This window comes from Acinetobacter portensis (assembly GCF_023158935.1).
GTDB lineage: Bacteria > Pseudomonadota > Gammaproteobacteria > Pseudomonadales > Moraxellaceae > Acinetobacter > Acinetobacter faecalis.
Map to the genome: position 1 here is coordinate 1,815,425 of NZ_CP096120.1, position 16,227 is coordinate 1,831,651.

The 16,227-nt window shown below is 37.0% G+C and carries 13 protein-coding genes, 2 tRNA genes, 1 other RNA gene and 1 pseudogene; 9 read left to right on the forward strand and 8 right to left on the reverse strand.

Features of this window, described 5'->3' with window-relative positions; all coding sequences use genetic code 11:
- Window positions 1-89: 89 nt before the first annotated feature.
- The 5 genes and pseudogenes from MZO21_RS09095 (at window position 90) to MZO21_RS09115 (ending at window position 7,728) form a co-directional block, all read left to right on the forward strand.
- Window positions 90-1,634: pseudogene (locus tag MZO21_RS09095) on the forward strand (peptide MFS transporter).
- The gene (locus MZO21_RS09100) at window positions 1,634-3,427 is read left to right on the forward strand and encodes an aminopeptidase P family protein (RefSeq protein WP_248101803.1); all 1,794 of its coding nucleotides are present in this window, start codon (window positions 1,634-1,636) and stop codon (window positions 3,425-3,427) included. The pseudogene MZO21_RS09095 and the gene MZO21_RS09100 overlap by 1 nt, the downstream one beginning before the upstream one ends.
- A 227-nt stretch (window positions 3,428-3,654) precedes the next feature.
- Entirely contained in the window at window positions 3,655-5,199 is a 1,545-nt protein-coding gene (locus MZO21_RS09105; protein ID WP_154772318.1) for a peptide MFS transporter, read from the forward strand.
- A gap of 130 nt (window positions 5,200-5,329) precedes the next feature.
- Window positions 5,330-5,827: a hypothetical protein gene (locus MZO21_RS09110; RefSeq protein ID WP_154772336.1), complete on the forward strand. Its 498-nt coding sequence runs from the start codon at window positions 5,330-5,332 to the stop codon at window positions 5,825-5,827.
- Window positions 5,828-6,102: 275 nt separating this feature from the next.
- The gene (locus MZO21_RS09115) at window positions 6,103-7,728 is read left to right on the forward strand and encodes an NAD+ synthase (protein WP_154772317.1); all 1,626 of its coding nucleotides are present in this window, start codon (window positions 6,103-6,105) and stop codon (window positions 7,726-7,728) included.
- 129 nt (window positions 7,729-7,857) lie between these two features.
- On the opposite strand, the gene MZO21_RS09120 is transcribed toward MZO21_RS09115, so the two are convergent.
- Window positions 7,858-7,934: transfer RNA gene (locus MZO21_RS09120), tRNA-Met, on the reverse strand.
- A 256-nt stretch (window positions 7,935-8,190) separates the two neighbouring features.
- Between MZO21_RS09120 and MZO21_RS09125 the strand changes: the two genes are divergently transcribed.
- Window positions 8,191-8,529, forward strand: coding sequence for a hypothetical protein (locus MZO21_RS09125; RefSeq protein ID WP_248129632.1), 339 nt, complete (start codon window positions 8,191-8,193; stop codon window positions 8,527-8,529).
- A gap of 58 nt (window positions 8,530-8,587) precedes the next feature.
- Here the strand turns inward: MZO21_RS09125 and MZO21_RS09130 are convergent.
- The 4 genes from MZO21_RS09130 to coaD all read right to left on the reverse strand — a co-directional run bounded on the left by MZO21_RS09130 (window position 8,588) and on the right by coaD (window position 9,897).
- A tRNA-Met gene (locus tag MZO21_RS09130) sits at window positions 8,588-8,664 on the reverse strand.
- A 72-nt stretch (window positions 8,665-8,736) separates the two neighbouring features.
- Window positions 8,737-9,114, reverse strand: an RNA gene (gene rnpB, locus MZO21_RS09135) — RNase P RNA component class A.
- Window positions 9,115-9,140: 26 nt separating this feature from the next.
- Complete coding sequence (locus MZO21_RS09140; protein ID WP_171501232.1) at window positions 9,141-9,404, reverse strand: YfhL family 4Fe-4S dicluster ferredoxin; 264 nt, start codon at window positions 9,402-9,404, stop codon at window positions 9,141-9,143.
- 1 nt (window position 9,405) lies between these two features.
- Window positions 9,406-9,897, reverse strand: a complete 492-nt coding sequence (gene coaD / locus MZO21_RS09145) for a pantetheine-phosphate adenylyltransferase (RefSeq protein ID WP_154772314.1) — start codon at window positions 9,895-9,897, stop codon at window positions 9,406-9,408.
- 188 nt (window positions 9,898-10,085) lie between these two features.
- Between coaD and smpB the strand changes: the two genes are divergently transcribed.
- The gene (gene smpB / locus MZO21_RS09150; protein ID WP_154772313.1) at window positions 10,086-10,559 is read left to right on the forward strand and encodes an SsrA-binding protein SmpB; all 474 of its coding nucleotides are present in this window, start codon (window positions 10,086-10,088) and stop codon (window positions 10,557-10,559) included.
- 57 nt (window positions 10,560-10,616) lie between these two features.
- On the opposite strand, the gene MZO21_RS09155 is transcribed toward smpB, so the two are convergent.
- Genes MZO21_RS09155 through rluD form a run of 3 tightly spaced genes read right to left on the reverse strand, consistent with a single transcriptional unit; the run spans window position 10,617 to window position 13,040 of the window.
- A complete protein-coding gene (locus tag MZO21_RS09155) occupies window positions 10,617-11,168 on the reverse strand; it encodes a flavodoxin family protein (RefSeq protein ID WP_154772312.1) in 552 nt (183 codons plus the stop codon).
- Window positions 11,169-11,207: 39 nt separating this feature from the next.
- The gene (gene pgeF / locus MZO21_RS09160) at window positions 11,208-11,948 is read right to left on the reverse strand and encodes a peptidoglycan editing factor PgeF (protein WP_154772311.1); all 741 of its coding nucleotides are present in this window, start codon (window positions 11,946-11,948) and stop codon (window positions 11,208-11,210) included.
- 39 nt (window positions 11,949-11,987) lie between these two features.
- Window positions 11,988-13,040 (reverse strand): 23S rRNA pseudouridine(1911/1915/1917) synthase RluD, encoded by a 1,053-nt coding sequence (gene rluD / locus MZO21_RS09165; RefSeq protein ID WP_154772310.1) that lies wholly within the window; start codon window positions 13,038-13,040, stop codon window positions 11,988-11,990.
- A gap of 71 nt (window positions 13,041-13,111) precedes the next feature.
- Between rluD and MZO21_RS09170 the strand changes: the two genes are divergently transcribed.
- Both MZO21_RS09170 and MZO21_RS09175 read left to right on the forward strand, forming a co-directional pair.
- Window positions 13,112-14,125 (forward strand): outer membrane protein assembly factor BamD, encoded by a 1,014-nt coding sequence (locus MZO21_RS09170; RefSeq protein WP_154772309.1) that lies wholly within the window; start codon window positions 13,112-13,114, stop codon window positions 14,123-14,125.
- A gap of 208 nt (window positions 14,126-14,333) precedes the next feature.
- Complete coding sequence (locus tag MZO21_RS09175; protein WP_154772308.1) at window positions 14,334-16,223, forward strand: DNA primase; 1,890 nt, start codon at window positions 14,334-14,336, stop codon at window positions 16,221-16,223.
- The last annotated feature ends 4 nt before the right edge of the window (window positions 16,224-16,227 follow it).

Sequence of the window (16,227 nt, forward strand, 5' to 3'; positions counted from 1 at the left end):
TTAATTACTATTCATCATCAATCCGCACATATAAAAGCCCATATATTCGAATTTCCATATGGAATTCAATAAATATAAACGGACTTTATATGCAGCCAGATGTAAATAAATACGATCAAGCTTTCTACGGACACCCAAAACCACTCAGAGGATTATTCTTCACAGAACTTTGGGAACGCTTTTCTTTTTACGGCATTCGCCCTCTTCTCATTCTTTATATGTCCGCAATGACAATTAATGGCGGTTTAGGACTAGATCTCCCTACTGCATCAGCAATTGTTGGTTTATTTGCAGGTTCTATGTATCTCATGACCGTATTTGGTGGATGGGTTGCAGATAACTGGCTAGGTCAAGCACGTGCTGTTTGGTATGGCTCAATTATTATGGCTTTAGGACATCTTTCTATTGCCTTAACTGCATTTTCTAGCAATTTCTTTTTCTATTTTGGTCTTGTACTTATTGTATTAGGCTCAGGTTTATTCAAAACCTGCATTTCCGTTATTGTCGGTACATTATATGAAGCCAAAGATTAACGACGTGATGCAGGATTTTCCATTTTCTATATGGGAATCAATTTAGGTTCTTTTGTTGCACCACTTATTACAGGCTTCCTAATTAAAGACTATGGTTGGCATTTAGGTTTTGGTGTTGGCGGACTAGGTATGTTGATTGCTCTGGTTATCTTCCGCTCTATTGCGGTACCAGAAATCACAGAATTCAGCACAGTTAAAACTATTGATAACTCTTGGAAACAAGCAACTAATCAAAACCGTCATGCACCTAAAATTGTGATGGGCTTTTTGGCCATTTGTGCGGTAGTAATTGCCTTAACAGCAACAGGGATTATCATCATTAATCCTGTTGAAATCGTCACTTATTTGACTGTTATAATTTGCATTACCATTATTGGCTATTTTGCCTACCTTTTACTATTTTCCAAAACCACTGTAAAAGAGAAACAAAAACTGGTTATTTGCTTTATTTTATTGATTATTGCCGCTTTATTTTGGTCTGCATTTGAACAATCAGCAACATCTCTTAATTTATTCGCAAATGATTTCACAAATAAATATGTATTCGGCTATGAAATACCTGCGGTATGGTTTCAATCTATTAACCCGTTATTTGTGATTATTTTCGCACCAATCATGGCCTGGCTTTGGGTAAAACTTAGGAAAGCAAATAAAGATCCGAGTTACATTTCCAAATTCATTATTGCTTTAGTGCTTGCTGCTTCAGGTTTTGGACTTATGGCACTTGCAAGTTACTCTGTTATTTCAAGTGGCGGTGCTTTAGTTTCACCTTGGTGGCTAATTTCAACATTCCTTTTACTTACCCTTGGTGAGTTGTGTCTAAGTCCAGTTGGTCTTTCAACAATGACCAAATTAGCACCTATCGTAATTCGTGGTCAGGTTATGGGACTATGGTTTACAGCATCTGCACTTGGTAACTTAATGGCGGGCTTAATTGGCGGTCATGTATCTCAAGATTCGCTACAAGATTTACCAACTTTATTTATACGTTGCGTAGTTGCCTTAATGATTGGTGCTATTGTTCTACTTATCATCAAAAAACCTATTCTTAAACTTATTTCAGATAGTGACGATAAAACTAAATTGACGGAAACTTTATAATGACTGCTTCAGAAAAACTTAAATGCTTACGCGAGCACATGCAAAAACACAATGTTGATGCTTTCATTGCACTAAGTGCTGATCCACATATGTCAGAATATTTACCTGACTATTGGAAAATTCGTGAGTGGCTTACAGGTTTCACAGGTTCTATTGGTACCATCTTAGTTACTCAAGATATTGCAGGACTTTGGGTAGATGGTCGCTATTGGGTTCAAGCAGAAACACAGCTTAAAGATACTGGTTTTAGTCTGCAAAAACTAACTAGCGATGAAAGCTCATCACATTGGGCTTGGTTAAGTCAAAATTTAAAAGCCAATGCAAATGTTTCAGTGAATACACAAACTGTCTCTGTTCAACAATTTGAAGTTTTACAGCGCATCGCTAAGTTAAATAATTTCAATATTGTTGAAAATATCGATCTCATTTCAGAAGTTTGGCAAGACCGCCCTGCCTTACCTGTGCAAGCAGTTTATGAAATGAAAGAAGGTATTAATGCATTACCCCGTACTAAAAAAATCAATAAAATTCGCGAAAAACTTGCTTCAAAGCAAATTGAAGGACATTTAATTTCTGCTGTAGATGATATTGCTTGGATACTGAATTGTCGTGGTGCAGATGTTGAATACAATCCTGTGTTCTTATCTCATCTTTATATCGACAGCAAACAAACTATCTTATTCTGTGACCTAAATAAGTTTGATGATGCTTTAGTTTCACGTTTTAAAAGTGAAAACATCACTATTTTAGATTACACAGAAAGTAAAAACTTCTTAAACAAACTACAAGTTTCTAGTGTTTTAATTGATCCTGCAAAAGTATCTTACTACCACCAAAGTGCTTTAAATTCTCAGGTGAAAATACATCACGATATTAACCCAAGCACTTTATTTAAGTCACAAAAGCACGAAAGTGAAATTGCACATATTCGCATCGCAATGCAAAAAGATGGCGTTGCGCTCTGTCATTTCTTCCATTGGTTAGAAAATGCTTTAAAACACAATGAAGCAATTAACGAACTTACCATTGATGAAAAAATTACAGCGTATCGTGCAGAGCAAGATGGTTTTATTGGACTAAGTTTCTCGACTATTGCAGGATTTAATGCTAACGGTGCACTCCCGCATTATCGCGCAACACCTGAAAGTTATAGCGATATTCAAGGTAATGGATTACTTCTAATTGACTCAGGTGGTCAATATGAAGATGGCACAACCGACATTACGCGAGTTGTTCCTGTAGGTACACCATCGGCTGATCAAAAACGTGATTACACGCTTGTTTTGAAATGTCATATTGCATTGGCACAAGTCGTTTATCCTGAAGGTTTAGCTGCGCCATTACTGGATTCAATTGCTCGTCAACATTTATGGCAACATCAATTGGACTATAGACACGGTACAGGTCACGGCGTTGGTTTTGCGTTAAATGTTCATGAAGGTCCACAAGTTTTATCTTATTACGCACCTATTCATGCGTATTCTAAACTACGTGAAGGCATGATTATTTCAAATGAACCTGGCTTGTATCATGAAGGTCAATACGGCATTCGAATTGAAAACTTGGTCGCAAACCGCTTAAAAGAAAATACCAGTACAATTTACGGTGATTTCTTAGAGTTTGAAACACTTACACTATGCCCAATTAATATTGATTGTATTGATTTAACTCTTATCACTAAAGAGGAAAAAACGTGGTTAAATCAATATCACAACACTGTTCGTGAACAACTTTCGCCTTCACTTACAGGTGAGGTTTTAGATTGGTTAATTCATAACACACGAAAAATCTAAGTAAAGAAAAGCCACCTTTGGGTGGCTTTTTTACACTCTAAAAAATTCATTCCTTTTGGTTATATTATTTATTCCAAAGTCAAATGAATTTCCTTACATGAAACATAATTGCAATAATTTCAATTAAATACACATCAATTTATTACCATTCAGCATCATACTGCTCATAAAAAAGCCCATATATTCAAAACTCAAACAATTAATTTAAAAAGAAAAATGGATTTTTTATGTCAAATGATGTCAAAAAATATGATGAGGAATTCTACGGACACCCAAAACCTTTAAGAGGTCTATTCTTTACCGAACTTTGGGAACGTTTTTCTTATTATGGTATTCGCCCTTTACTTATTCTTTATATGTCTGCAATGACAATTAATGGTGGTTTAGGCTTAGATAGACCTACTGCTGCCGCAATTGTTGGTTTATTTGCTGGCTCTATGTATTTAGTAACCGTTTTTGGTGGTTGGGTTGCCGATAACTGGTTAGGACAAGCGCGTTCCGTTTGGTATGGCTCTATTATTATTGCTTTAGGTCATTTATCTATTGCATTAACAGCGCTCTTTGGTACGTTTTTCTTTTATTTTGGGCTTGTGCTCATTGTTTTAGGATCTGGTTTATTTAAAACCTGTATTTCCATTATTGTCGGAACGCTATATGCCGCACAAGATTCACGTCGCGATGCTGGTTTTTCCATTTTCTACATGGGAATTAACTTAGGCGCATTTGTTGCTCCATTACTTACTGGCTTATTAGTAAAAGATAATGGATGGCATTTGGGCTTTGGTATTGGTGGCATTGGAATGTTAATTGCCTTGCTCATTTTCCGTTTTATTTCCATACCACAACTCAAACAGTTCAATGAAGCGCGTGGCATTCAAAACACTTGGAATCAAGCAACAAATTACAATCCGAAAGCACCTAAAATTGTTGCAGGCTTTTTAGTAATTTGCGGACTATTAATTACACTGGTTACTCTAGGTGTTATTACCATTAATCCAATATTACTTGTTACCTATTTAACTATTTTTATATGTGCCGCTATTGTTAGTTATTTTGCTTATCTTCTCTTGTTTTCAAAAACAACAATTCAAGAAAAGAAACAACTTGTGATTTGTTTTATCTTGCTTATTGTTGCGGCTTTATTTTGGTCTGCATTTGAACAAAAACCTACATCTTTCAATTTGTTCGCTCAAGACTTCACTTATCGCTACATTTTTGGATTTGAAATTCCAACTGTCTGGTTTCAATCAATAAATGCATTATTCATTATTATTTTCGCACCTATTATTGCATGGCTTTGGGTAAGACTTGGTAAGTCAAATAAAGACCCTAGTTATATTACTAAATTTATTATTGCTTTGGTTTTAGCCGCAGCTGGCTTTGGTGTTATGGTACTTGCAAGTCAATCTGTTCTTGCCAGTAGCGGTGCTTTAGTTTCTCCGCTATGGCTTGTATCAACACTGTTATTACTTACACTTGGTGAACTTTGCTTAAGTCCTGTTGGTCTTTCAACTATGACTAAATTAGCACCCACTGTTATTCGAGGTCAGGTAATGGGCCTGTGGTTTACAGCTTCAGCACTTGGTAATTTAATGGCAGGCTTAATTGGTGGTCACGTATCTCAAGATTCACTTCATGATTTGCCTACCTTATTTATGCGCTGTGTAATTGCTCTTCTTATTGGTGCTGCGGTTTTATTCTTACTGAAAAAACCTATTCTTAAACTCATTTCAGATTGTGATGAGAAGCCAAAGAACATTGAAGCCTCTTAAGTTTTAAATCATCTTGCAATAAAAAACCAAGCCTTTGTGCTTGGTTTTTTATATCTAATTTATAACCACAATACTTGATGTTTTTATTGAAGCTTTTATAGTGAAAGAATCAACTTACATGTCAAACACCATGAATCTTTTTCTAAGGTTTCTCCCCTTTTTTATTCATCTTCTTAAGCTGGATTTATTTAAAGCTCGATCACTAACAGCAGGTGAAATTGATTTGTGTCGTTCTGTTTTTGGCGATTTAATTAATTACAAGCAAGTCAAAATTATGAATCAACCCTATTTACCTTGGCAACATGCTTATATTTTTATGGCACCACAAGGAAATATTCACAGTAAAGACTCAATTTATAGAGAAGATTACTCAAAGGAAAATATTAATTTCCAAGCTGTTTTCATTCATGAAATGGCGCATATTTTGCAACACCAAAAGAACATAAACGTACTATTGCAAGGTACTTTATTACAAAGTGCCTATTACTTAAGTTTAAAATATTATAACCCCTATAAATATCAAATCATTAAGGGTAAATCTTTTTGGGCATACAATATTGAACAACAAGGAGATATTGCTCGAGACATTTTTCTAAAACGCATCCCGAATATTATTTTAAAGAACTAAAAAACATCAAAACAACACCCTTAATTTTGCATATAACAAGCCAATACATTTAGCCACGAATAAACATCATTAAACCCTAGCTTCTCTGCTAATTTAATATAAAATAACAAAGCGCTGTTTTTGCACTGCTAAATTTAATACTTTTCAGTGAAATAATTATGGTTTTTGCCTTGTGGCAGTATTTTTAGCATCAAACACCTCAAAGCCAAATTAAAGCAAAATAAAATCAAATGGTTAGATGTGTTTTAAACCTATAGGAATAGGATTAAATTTAAATGAAATCTTTTAAAATTGCCCTAGCTCAGTTCTCTCCAGTAGTTGGTGATATAGACGCTAACGTTCAAAAAATGATTGATCAAGCAAATGAAGCAACAAAACAAAATGCAGATCTAATCGTTTTTCCAGAATTATCTACAATTGGCTATCGCGCAGAGGATCTTTTCCTTCGCCCAAGTCTTACAAAACGTAGCGAAAATGCTTTTAAAGCACTTAGCCAAGTTAAAAATATTGTGATGGTTTTTGGCTTTGTAAACCAAACTGAAGATGGTCAACGTTATAACTCTGCTGCCGTTATGAAAGATGGTCAGATTTTAGGTATTTATAACAAACAAAACTTGCCAAATTACAGTGTGTTTGATGAGAAACGCTATTTCAGCGAAGGTCATCAACACCTTGTATTTGAATATTTAGGTCATAAGTTTGGTGTATTAATTTGTGAAGATGTTTGGTCACTTCCAACAGTACAACAACTTGCGAGATTAAATGTTGAAACTGCACTTGTACTTAATGCATCGCCATACGAAGTGGGTAAACCACAGCATCGCGTAGCAACTATGTCTGAGCTTGCTAAACAATTAAACATCAATTTGGTTTATACCAACCAAGTTGGCGGTCAAGATGATTTAATCTTTGATGGTACAAGCTTTGTTGTGAGCAATAGCGGTACTGTTGCAACTCAAGCAGCAACCTTCAAAGAAGAACTTCTTATTGCAGAATACGAAATTGAAAATAAAGCATTTAAACAAGGTTCAATTGCTCCTGCTTTAGACACAATGGCTGAAATTTACCAAAGCCTTGTTGTAGCAACACGTGATTATGTCACTCGCTCAGGCTTCCCTGGTGTTATTTTAGGTTTATCCGGTGGTATCGATTCTGCACTTACTCTTGCTATTGCTGTAGATGCAATTGGTGCAGACAAAGTACAAGCGGTGATGATGCCTTATACATACACTGCACAAATTAGTGTTGAAGATGCAGCAGAACAAGCGAAAAACATGGGTGTTACTTTTGGTATTGCCGAAATCAATCCTATTGTAAACAGCTTCATGCAAACACTTTACCCATTCTTTGGTAATAGCCCTGCCGATGCGACAGAAGAAAACCTACAAGCACGCTCTCGTGGCACATTGCTTATGGGTCTTTCAAATAAATTTGGTAACCTTGTACTTTCTACAGGTAACAAATCTGAATTAGCTGTTGGTTATTGCACGCTTTACGGTGATATGGTTGGTGGTTTTGCTGTACTTAAAGATGTGTATAAAACGATTGTCTTTGAACTTGCGAAATACCGTAACAGCATTTCAGAAACACCAGTTATTCCTGAACGTGTAATTACGCGTCCACCATCAGCAGAATTACGTCCAGATCAAAAAGATCAGGACTCTTTACCTGCTTACGATGTATTAGATGCGATTCTTTATGCGTACATTGAAGAAGATGTTAGCCAAGATAACATCATTGCTAAAGGCTTCGATAAAGACGTTGTAGAGAAAGTGATTAAACTTGTAGATCGTAACGAATACAAACGTCGCCAAGGCGCAATTGGTCCTCGTATTACTTCACGTGCATTTTCACGTGAACGTAGATACCCAATTGTGAATGGTTGGAAACCTGGAATCTAATCCTTTCCAATAAAAAAGCCCAAACATTTGTTTGGGCTTTTTTATGACTTAATCATTTTATTTTACTTAAAATAATTGAGCTTTTTACAGATAAAAAAAGACCACGTTTTGGAACGTGGTCTATAAAAATGGTGGCTATGACGAGACTTGAACTTGTGACCCCCGCATTATGAGTGCGGTGCTCTAACCAACTGAGCTACATAGCCGTAAACTGTGGACGCATTATCTAAATTTCATCCCTGATCGTCAAGCACTAATCACATCAAATGTTCAGTCTTTATACGAAATAATACTTTTTTATTATTTTTTGATTTAATTTCACTTTTTTAATCAAAAAAATGAGATTAAGGTTATGAATATATGATTGAAAACTTAAGTTAAAAGATGAAACTTTGGAAAAAATTAACGATATGCACTGTAGTTTCTCTATTAGGTGCATGCTCACTAATCTCCCCATTAGTCGTGGACTATAATGGCGTTAGGAGAGATGTTGCGACAGCAATCAATCAAAATACACTGCTCAGTATTTCAAGCAGGCATGTGCTTGTTGCTTATGCTAAAGAACAACAGAAAATTTTAAGTTCACAATATCAAAGTGAAGATCAACAAAAACGTTTAGCAACGGAACGAGCGATAGGCACATATTGCGCATTACAAAAAGTATCTGACAAAAAATTAAATTGGGTAGATTCAAAAATATTTGCTTTACCTGAACAGCAAGAAAAATTAAAACATAATCAAAGTTTACAAAATAAAATTCACATTAATAGTGCTGAAATTGATTGCACAAATAAATTTTAATATTTTCGACAAATTTTAGATAAAAAAAGACCACGTTTTGGAACGTGGTCTATAAAAATGGTGGCTATGACGAGACTTGAACTTGTGACCCCCGCATTATGAGTGCGGTGCTCTAACCAACTGAGCTACATAGCCGTAAACTGTGCGCGCATTATCTTCTGATATGATATTCGCGTCAAGCACTAACCGCGCTAATTGTACAAAAAATAGTGAAGTGAGCCGATAAGCCGGGTTCTGTCGTGAACGATCATTCCTCTAGGCGCACAATCACTCATGCGCTCAAGCGACCTACCCGAATCCAGCATGGGCCATGCCTAATGGATTCCTATTTGGTCTTGCTTCCGGTGGGGTTTACCTCGCCATGAACTGTTACCAGCCATGCGGTGCGCTCTTACCGCACCCTTTCACCCTTACCTTCGATTCTAATTGCTTAGAAACATAATGAAGGCGGTCTTCTCTCTGCTGCACTTGCCGTCGGTTTACACCGCCCAGGCGTTACCTGGCACCTTGCCCTATGAAGCCCGGACTTTCCTCCCCTGCTTCAATCACGGAGATTTCCACAGCAGCGATCGTCTGGCTCACTTCGAGGCGCATATTAACAAATATACGAACTAATTGCTTGATGTTTTTTGATCAGTTAGTTTTTCATACTTCGCTTGAAGCTGTTCACGCGTTTCAACATGATTCGGATCTAGCGGAATACAATCGACAGGACAAAATAACTGACACTGCGGTTCATCATGATGTCCTACGCACTCTGTACATAAATTTGGGTGGATTTCATAAATGACCTCCCCCATAAATATTGCCTCATTTGGGCAAACAGGCTCGCACACATCACAGTTAATGCATTCATCAGTTATATATAAAGACACGTTACCAACCTTGTTTATGCTTACGTTCAAATGCTTCTACCACAGCAGGTGGTACAAACTGAGTTACATCGCCTTGTAAACGCGCAATTTCACGTACAAGTGTCGATGAAATAAATGAATATTGTTCAGATGGTGTTAAAAATACAGCTTCAAAATTTGAATCTAAACGACGGTTCATATTTGCCAACTGAAATTCGTATTCGAAGTCAGACACAGCACGTAAACCACGTAATACAGCAGTCGCTTTTTGCTCGCGAAAAAAGTTTACAAGCAAACCATCAAAACCAAGAAACTCTACATTTGGTAAATGCTTTAAAGATTCCTTTGCTAATGCTACACGCTCTTCCAGAGTAAATACTGGATTTTTATGATGACCAATTGCAATTGCAACAACGACCTCATCGAACATTTTAGATGCACGTGAAACTAAGTCGATATGACCGTTGGTAATTGGATCAAAAGTCCCTGGATAAATTACGCGAGTTTTAGACATCCATTTTGCTCTGTTTTAGTGACAGATGGCTATTTTATCAAAAAGTAATTTTTTAGGTGAATAAACCTGTTATTTTTATGAAATATCTTAAGCAAGTACCTTAAATTACTTAAATACCTTTACATTTATCAATTGTCTTTAAGCCCTTGTTTGGGGCACAATAGACATAAGTTTGGAAGTAACTGATTATGGCGAAGGTAGAAGTTAAAAAAAATTCGAGTGGAACAATTGCGCTAAACAAGCGTGCCCGCCACGATTATTTTATCGAAGAAAAATTTGAAGCTGGTCTTTCATTAAAAGGCTGGGAAGTTAAATCTATGCGTGCTGGTCGTATGACCATCGTAGAAAGCTATATTACGTTTAAAAATGGTGAAGCTTTCTTATTTGGTGCGCAGGTTCAACCATTACTAAGCGCATCTACACATGTTGTTCCTGAAGCAACACGTACACGTAAGCTTTTGCTTAACCGTCGTGAAATTGAAAAACTACAAGGTGCAATTAACCAAAAAGGTTATTCTTGCGTACCTTTAGCGTGCTATTGGAAAGGTCGAAATGCCAAGCTTGAAATTGCATTGGTAAAAGGTAAGCAATTACATGACAAACGCGCAACTGAAAAAGACCGCGATTGGCAACGTGATAAAGCACGTATTTTCCACAAATAAAATACGCATAAAAAAACCTCCATTTGGAGGTTTTTTTAGTTTTAGGAATTAGTTTGTTTAGTTTAAACGCAACATTTGTGAAGCAATATGTTTACCAAACCAAATTGCAGTGTCCAAATCACCTTGTGGTGGCGTAACATCTACAGGCGCATTATCAGACTGAGTCATTAAGCCCAAAAAGCTCGACATACGGTTTACATCTTCAACTGAACGCCCTGTTGCCATTAGAGGCAAACCTGACCAAAGCATGCCATGTTGCATAGCAAATAAATTAATTTGCTGTAACACCGCCAATTTATCACCACTTAAACCACCACCATTGGTAAATGCTGCTGCAAGTTTTCCTTGCCACGCGCGTGCTAACCAACGTTTTGATGATTGCTCCATAAATAACTTCATTGCTGCACTGATGCTACCCATATAAGTTGGACAGCCAAAAATAATCGCATCGGCTGTATCTAGTACATCCCAGTCAATTTGTTCCACATTCATTAATGAAACACAAACTCCCGCATCTAAAGCACCCTGCTCAATATAACGAGCAACTTTAGCGGTATGTCCATAAGGACTGTGATAAACAATAGCAAGAGATTTAGAAGATATAGACATATCGATCAAAACAAAAAATTTGGAGAAAGTTTAGCATTTTCAGCGAATAAAGACGAATGTTGTCATACGTCCTGTTTTTGCTTCACGGCGATATGAGAAATATTCATCTGCTTGAGTATATGAACATTGATTGCCACCAAGTACAGTTTCAATTCCATGCTGATTCAAAATATAGCGCGCAATTGCGTATAAATCTGCATAGAACTTTCCTGCTACTTTCCCCGCTAAAAATGCACTTTCTAATGTAGGATATTTAGAGCAAAAAGCATCTTTAACTTCAGCACCAATTTCAAAACAAGGCTGACTAATTGCAGCACCTAACCATGCCCAAGTAGGTTTGGTTTGCATAGTTGCAATGGTATTTTCAACAATACCATTTGCTAAACCACGCCAACCTGCATGCAAATTTGCAACTTCCGAACCTTCAGCATTTCCCAAAACCACAGGCAAACAATCTGCTGTCATCATCATGAGTGCGTGAGATTTGGCTTGCGTAACCAAACCATCACCAACCAATGCATCGAAAGTAATCTGATCATTTACAGTATGACAAATCGTACTATGCGTTTGCGTCATCCATGTAATTTTATTCACACCAAATTCAGCAAAATCTTCTAACAAAGTCATGCGATGTTGCTGAACGCGATGCGCTTGGTCATTGACATGCAATGCAACATTAAATCCCGCTAATTCAGGCTGTTCAGAGTTTAATGTTTTCTCGTGATGCACTCTTGTTTGCCCCACAAAAACGCCTTGTGGTAAGCCTTGAACAAATTGCATGTCAATTTCCTTATAAAATCATCATCAAATTTTAAATGATTAGTACGCTTTGTTTTCTGTACGAAGTACATCAACCAATTGTGCAAAATCTTCAGGCCACGGTGCTTCAAACATCATATCTTCACCCGTTTTAGGATGGACTAAACCAAGTTTCGCAGCATGAAGTGCTTGGCGTTTAAAACCACGTAATGTATCTGCTAAAAGTTCAGAAGAACCCGCAGGTAAACGTACACGAGGCATATACACCTGATCGCCTACTAAGCCATAACCAATATAACTAAAGTGAACACGAATTTGGTGTGTACGACCAGTTTCTAAACGTGCTTGAACACGCGTGAAGTGTTGGAAACGCTCTTTTACGTTGTAGTGCGTAACAGCATCTTTACCACCAGGTAATACTGTCATTTTCACACGGTCCACAGGGTGACGTTTGATTGGCTCATCAATTGTGCCACCCGCAATAATGTTGCCATACACAACAACATCATAAATACGATAAACAGATTTTTTAGCCAATTGCTTACTTAAAGAAAATTGCGCTTCTAAGCTTTTAGCAACAACCAATAAACCACTCGTGTCTTTGTCGATACGATGTACTAAACCTGCACGTGCAAGTTCAGAAGATTTTGGATAATGATGAAGCAAAGCATTTACCAGAGTACCCGTTGAATTACCCGCACCTGGGTGAACAACCATACCAACAGGTTTATTAATAACTAAAATTTCATCATCTTCATAAATAATATTTAACGGAATATCTTCAGGTAAGCTACGTGTTTGGGCTTCAAGCTCAACATTTAATGTTAAAACTTCATCACCTTCACACTTGTACTTTGGCTTAACACTGTTACCATTAACCAATAAATGACCATCTTTCAGCCATTGTTTTAGTCTTTCTCTGGAATAATCGTTCCAAATCAAGGCTGCAACTTGGTCGATGCGTTGCCCTAAATAGCTTTCATCCAGTTGAAATTGCAACGATAAACGTGTTGCAGTTACTTCGGAAGTATGGTTATCTGCTTCCTCAGAATCATCAAATATATGGAAATCAGTTTCAGGGGTATTTGAATTGGAAGATTGTGCTTGGCTCATTTGATCATTCAGAAAAAAGTGGTTTAATTGTGCAATTGTAGCTCATTGCCCGGAATAACAGAGGAATTTTTATGTCGCTACCACATTATAAAATTACAATGCTTGCTCTAACGATTGGTATAACTACGTCAATCGTGGGTTGTAGCAGTAATCCAAAAAAAGAAGTGGTCGATACAGGTCCGCAGTCTAGCGAACAAGTTTATATTCAAAAAGCAGAAAAAGCACTTGAACGCGGTCAATATACAGACGCATCAAAACATTTAGAAGCAATTGAAACATATTATCCGACAGGCGAATATGCGCAACAAGCTCAATTAGAACTTTTATATGCGAAGTTTCAGCAAAAAGATTATGAAGGTGCGCTTGCATTAGCAGATCGTTTTATTCGCATGAATCCTCAACATCCTAACGTTGATTATGCTTACTATGTTCGTGGTGTGGCGAATATGGAGCAAAATTACGACGGTCTTATTCGTTTCACTTCACTTAAACAATCTCATCGCGATGTAAGCTATTTAAAAGTTGCTTATCAAAACTTTGTAGATCTTATTCGTCGCTACCCTTCTAGTACGTATGCTGTAGATGCAGCACAACGTATGAAGTTTATTGGTACCGAACTTGCTGAATCTGAAATGAATGCGGCTCGCTTTAACGAAAAACGTAAAGCTTGGGTTGCATCTATTGAGCGTGCGCAATGGGTTGTAGAACATTACCCAAATACACCGCAAGTTCCTGAAGCACTTGCAATGATGTCTAATGGCTATGCGCAATTGGGCGATCAACAACTTGCTCAGCAATATGCAGATGTCCTAAAACTGAATTCACCAAATCTTGTTAAAGCTGATGGCACTGTAAATATGCGTGCTGCACGTAACCAAGGTAGCTTATTAAACCGTGCAACTTTAGGTTTATTTGGTCGTGAAGCAACAACATCTACTGCAACTGAAATTGAAGCACCTCAAGATACAAACAAACCAAGTTTGTTGAATCGTGCTAGTTTTGGTTTATTAGATCGTCCGAATCGTGTTGAACCAACAACACCTGCAACAGCAAATGAAAGTTTATACGATCCACAGCGTAATTAAGCTTCTTAAGCATCGCATTTTCAGCAAGGGCAAGTTATCATACTTGCCCTTTTGCTTTTGCATGTACCGTTATTTTTTTAACATGATTAAAAGCTAGACAAATTTAAATTCAGTGACTAAATTGTGATTGTAGATGAATCACATACTGAAAATATTCGCAATTAACACAAAATCGATTTAGACCAACATAGCGACCGATAGAAGACTTATGGCAATTCCTCAGCACACGATAGATCAAATTTTAGATCGTACAGATATTGTCGATTTAATTGGTCAACGTGTGAAATTAAAAAAGTCAGGTCGTACCTATTCAGGCTGTTGCCCTTTTCATCAAGAAAAATCACCATCTTTCCATGTTTATGCAGACAAACAGTACTATCACTGCTTTGGTTGCCAAGCCAATGGTAATGCCATTCGCTTTTTAATGGATATTGATGGACGCAACTTTGTTGAGGTCATGAAAGATCTATCAAGCCAAACAGGCATAGATCTTCCAAAAGACAATCAAGAATCTAAAAAAATTCTCTATAAACGAGAAACAAAAAAACCGACAGCGCCAAAACCTGCTGAACAACAAACGGCTTCACCTGTTGTAGAAAATAGTGCACCTGTTGCCTTCGATCCATTTGAGGACTTTCAAGCTCCAAGCGATCCTTTTGCAGGTTTTGAACAATTTCAAATTGAAGATGAAGCACCTGCACAAGAAGGTAATCTTTTTGATTTATTGGAAAATATTGCACAATTTTACGAGCGCCAATTACCAAACAGTCAATCTGCACAGCAATATTTCAAAAAACGTGGCTTAACTGAAAAAACCATTCAGTTTTGGCGTTTAGGCTATGCACCTGAAGATTGGCAACATTTAGAAAAAGCATTTCCTCAAGATATTGAAGGTTTAAAGCTTTTAGGACTTATTCGTACAAGCGATAGCGGACGTGATTTCGACTTATTACGAGATCGTGTCATTTTCCCTATTCGTGATACAAAAGGTCGTGTTGTTGGATTTGGTGGTCGTGCGCTTAACGATGAAATAAAACCAAAATACATCAACTCACCCGATTCTGAAGTGTTTCATAAAAACCAACTTTTATATGGTTTGTATGAAGGACGCAAAGAAAAAGCACATGATTATTTAATGGTTGAAGGCTACATGGATGTTATTGCGTTACAGCAATCTGGCATTCATGGCGCTGTCGCAACATTAGGTACAGCAAGTAACACAGAACACTTAAATATTTTATTTAAGCAAAATAACCGCATTACCATTGCATTTGATGGTGATGCTGCGGGACAAAAAGCGGCACGCCGAACTTTAGAAATTGCATTACCACTATTAAATGATGGTCGTGAACTTAAGTTTTTTGTATTACCTAACGACCACGATCCAGATTCACTCATTCGACGTGAAGGTGTTGAAAACTTTAAGCGCCTGCTTGAAAATGCTCCACTAATGTCTGAATTTATTTTTAGCCATTTATCACGAAACCATAATGTAACCACACCCGAAGGCAAAAGTCAGGTAATGGCAGAGCTTAAACAGCTTACTGAACTACTTCCAAAATTCGGTTCTTATCGCTATTTATTACAACAATATTTCCGTGAAAAATTAGGTTTTAACCGTAAATGGCAACCTCAGGTTAATAATGATGCAGCTCTCAGCTTTAGCACAAAAATTGATGCTGAAGAATATGTTGCCGCAATTTTAATGAATCACCCATATTTGTATATTCATTTTGAACCTTTGCGCGCACTCATTCCGCAAGATCAATTACTTTATAAAATCCTGAATATTTTTAATATTATTTTTGATGAATTACCTGATGATGCTGAACATGCAAAATATTATGTGCTTGGTGCATGTGCGAATCACCACTTTGAATTACAAAGAATTTTACAGCAAGCGAATGTAAGCGATTACACTACTTCACCAGAGCAAGCAGATAAGCTCGCAGCAGATTTTTCAACGAAATTGCAACATCAATACTTGCAACAAAAAATTCGTTCGAAAAAGTTTACCAGTATTGCTGAAATGAAAAATCTAAAACATCAAATTTATATGATTGATAAAAAAAGATCGCTTACTTTAATTGATGAGTAAACGA

What these genes read in the sequence shown, in the direction of transcription:
- MZO21_RS09100 (WP_248101803.1), top strand. Translation starts at nt 1,634, where the DNA reads ATGACTGCTTCAGAAAAACTTAAATGCTTACGCGAGCACATGCAAAAA.
- MZO21_RS09105 (WP_154772318.1), top strand. Translation starts at nt 3,655, where the DNA reads ATGTCAAATGATGTCAAAAAATATGATGAGGAATTCTACGGACACCCA.
- MZO21_RS09110 (WP_154772336.1), top strand. Translation starts at nt 5,330, where the DNA reads ATGAATCTTTTTCTAAGGTTTCTCCCCTTTTTTATTCATCTTCTTAAG.
- MZO21_RS09115 (WP_154772317.1), top strand. Translation starts at nt 6,103, where the DNA reads ATGAAATCTTTTAAAATTGCCCTAGCTCAGTTCTCTCCAGTAGTTGGT.
- coaD (WP_154772314.1), bottom strand. Translation starts at nt 9,897, where the DNA reads ATGTCTAAAACTCGCGTAATTTATCCAGGGACTTTTGATCCAATTACC.
- smpB (WP_154772313.1), top strand. Translation starts at nt 10,086, where the DNA reads ATGGCGAAGGTAGAAGTTAAAAAAAATTCGAGTGGAACAATTGCGCTA.
- MZO21_RS09155 (WP_154772312.1), bottom strand. Translation starts at nt 11,168, where the DNA reads ATGTCTATATCTTCTAAATCTCTTGCTATTGTTTATCACAGTCCTTAT.
- pgeF (WP_154772311.1), bottom strand. Translation starts at nt 11,948, where the DNA reads ATGCAATTTGTTCAAGGCTTACCACAAGGCGTTTTTGTGGGGCAAACA.
- rluD (WP_154772310.1), bottom strand. Translation starts at nt 13,040, where the DNA reads ATGAGCCAAGCACAATCTTCCAATTCAAATACCCCTGAAACTGATTTC.
- MZO21_RS09170 (WP_154772309.1), top strand. Translation starts at nt 13,112, where the DNA reads ATGTCGCTACCACATTATAAAATTACAATGCTTGCTCTAACGATTGGT.
- MZO21_RS09175 (WP_154772308.1), top strand. Translation starts at nt 14,334, where the DNA reads ATGGCAATTCCTCAGCACACGATAGATCAAATTTTAGATCGTACAGAT.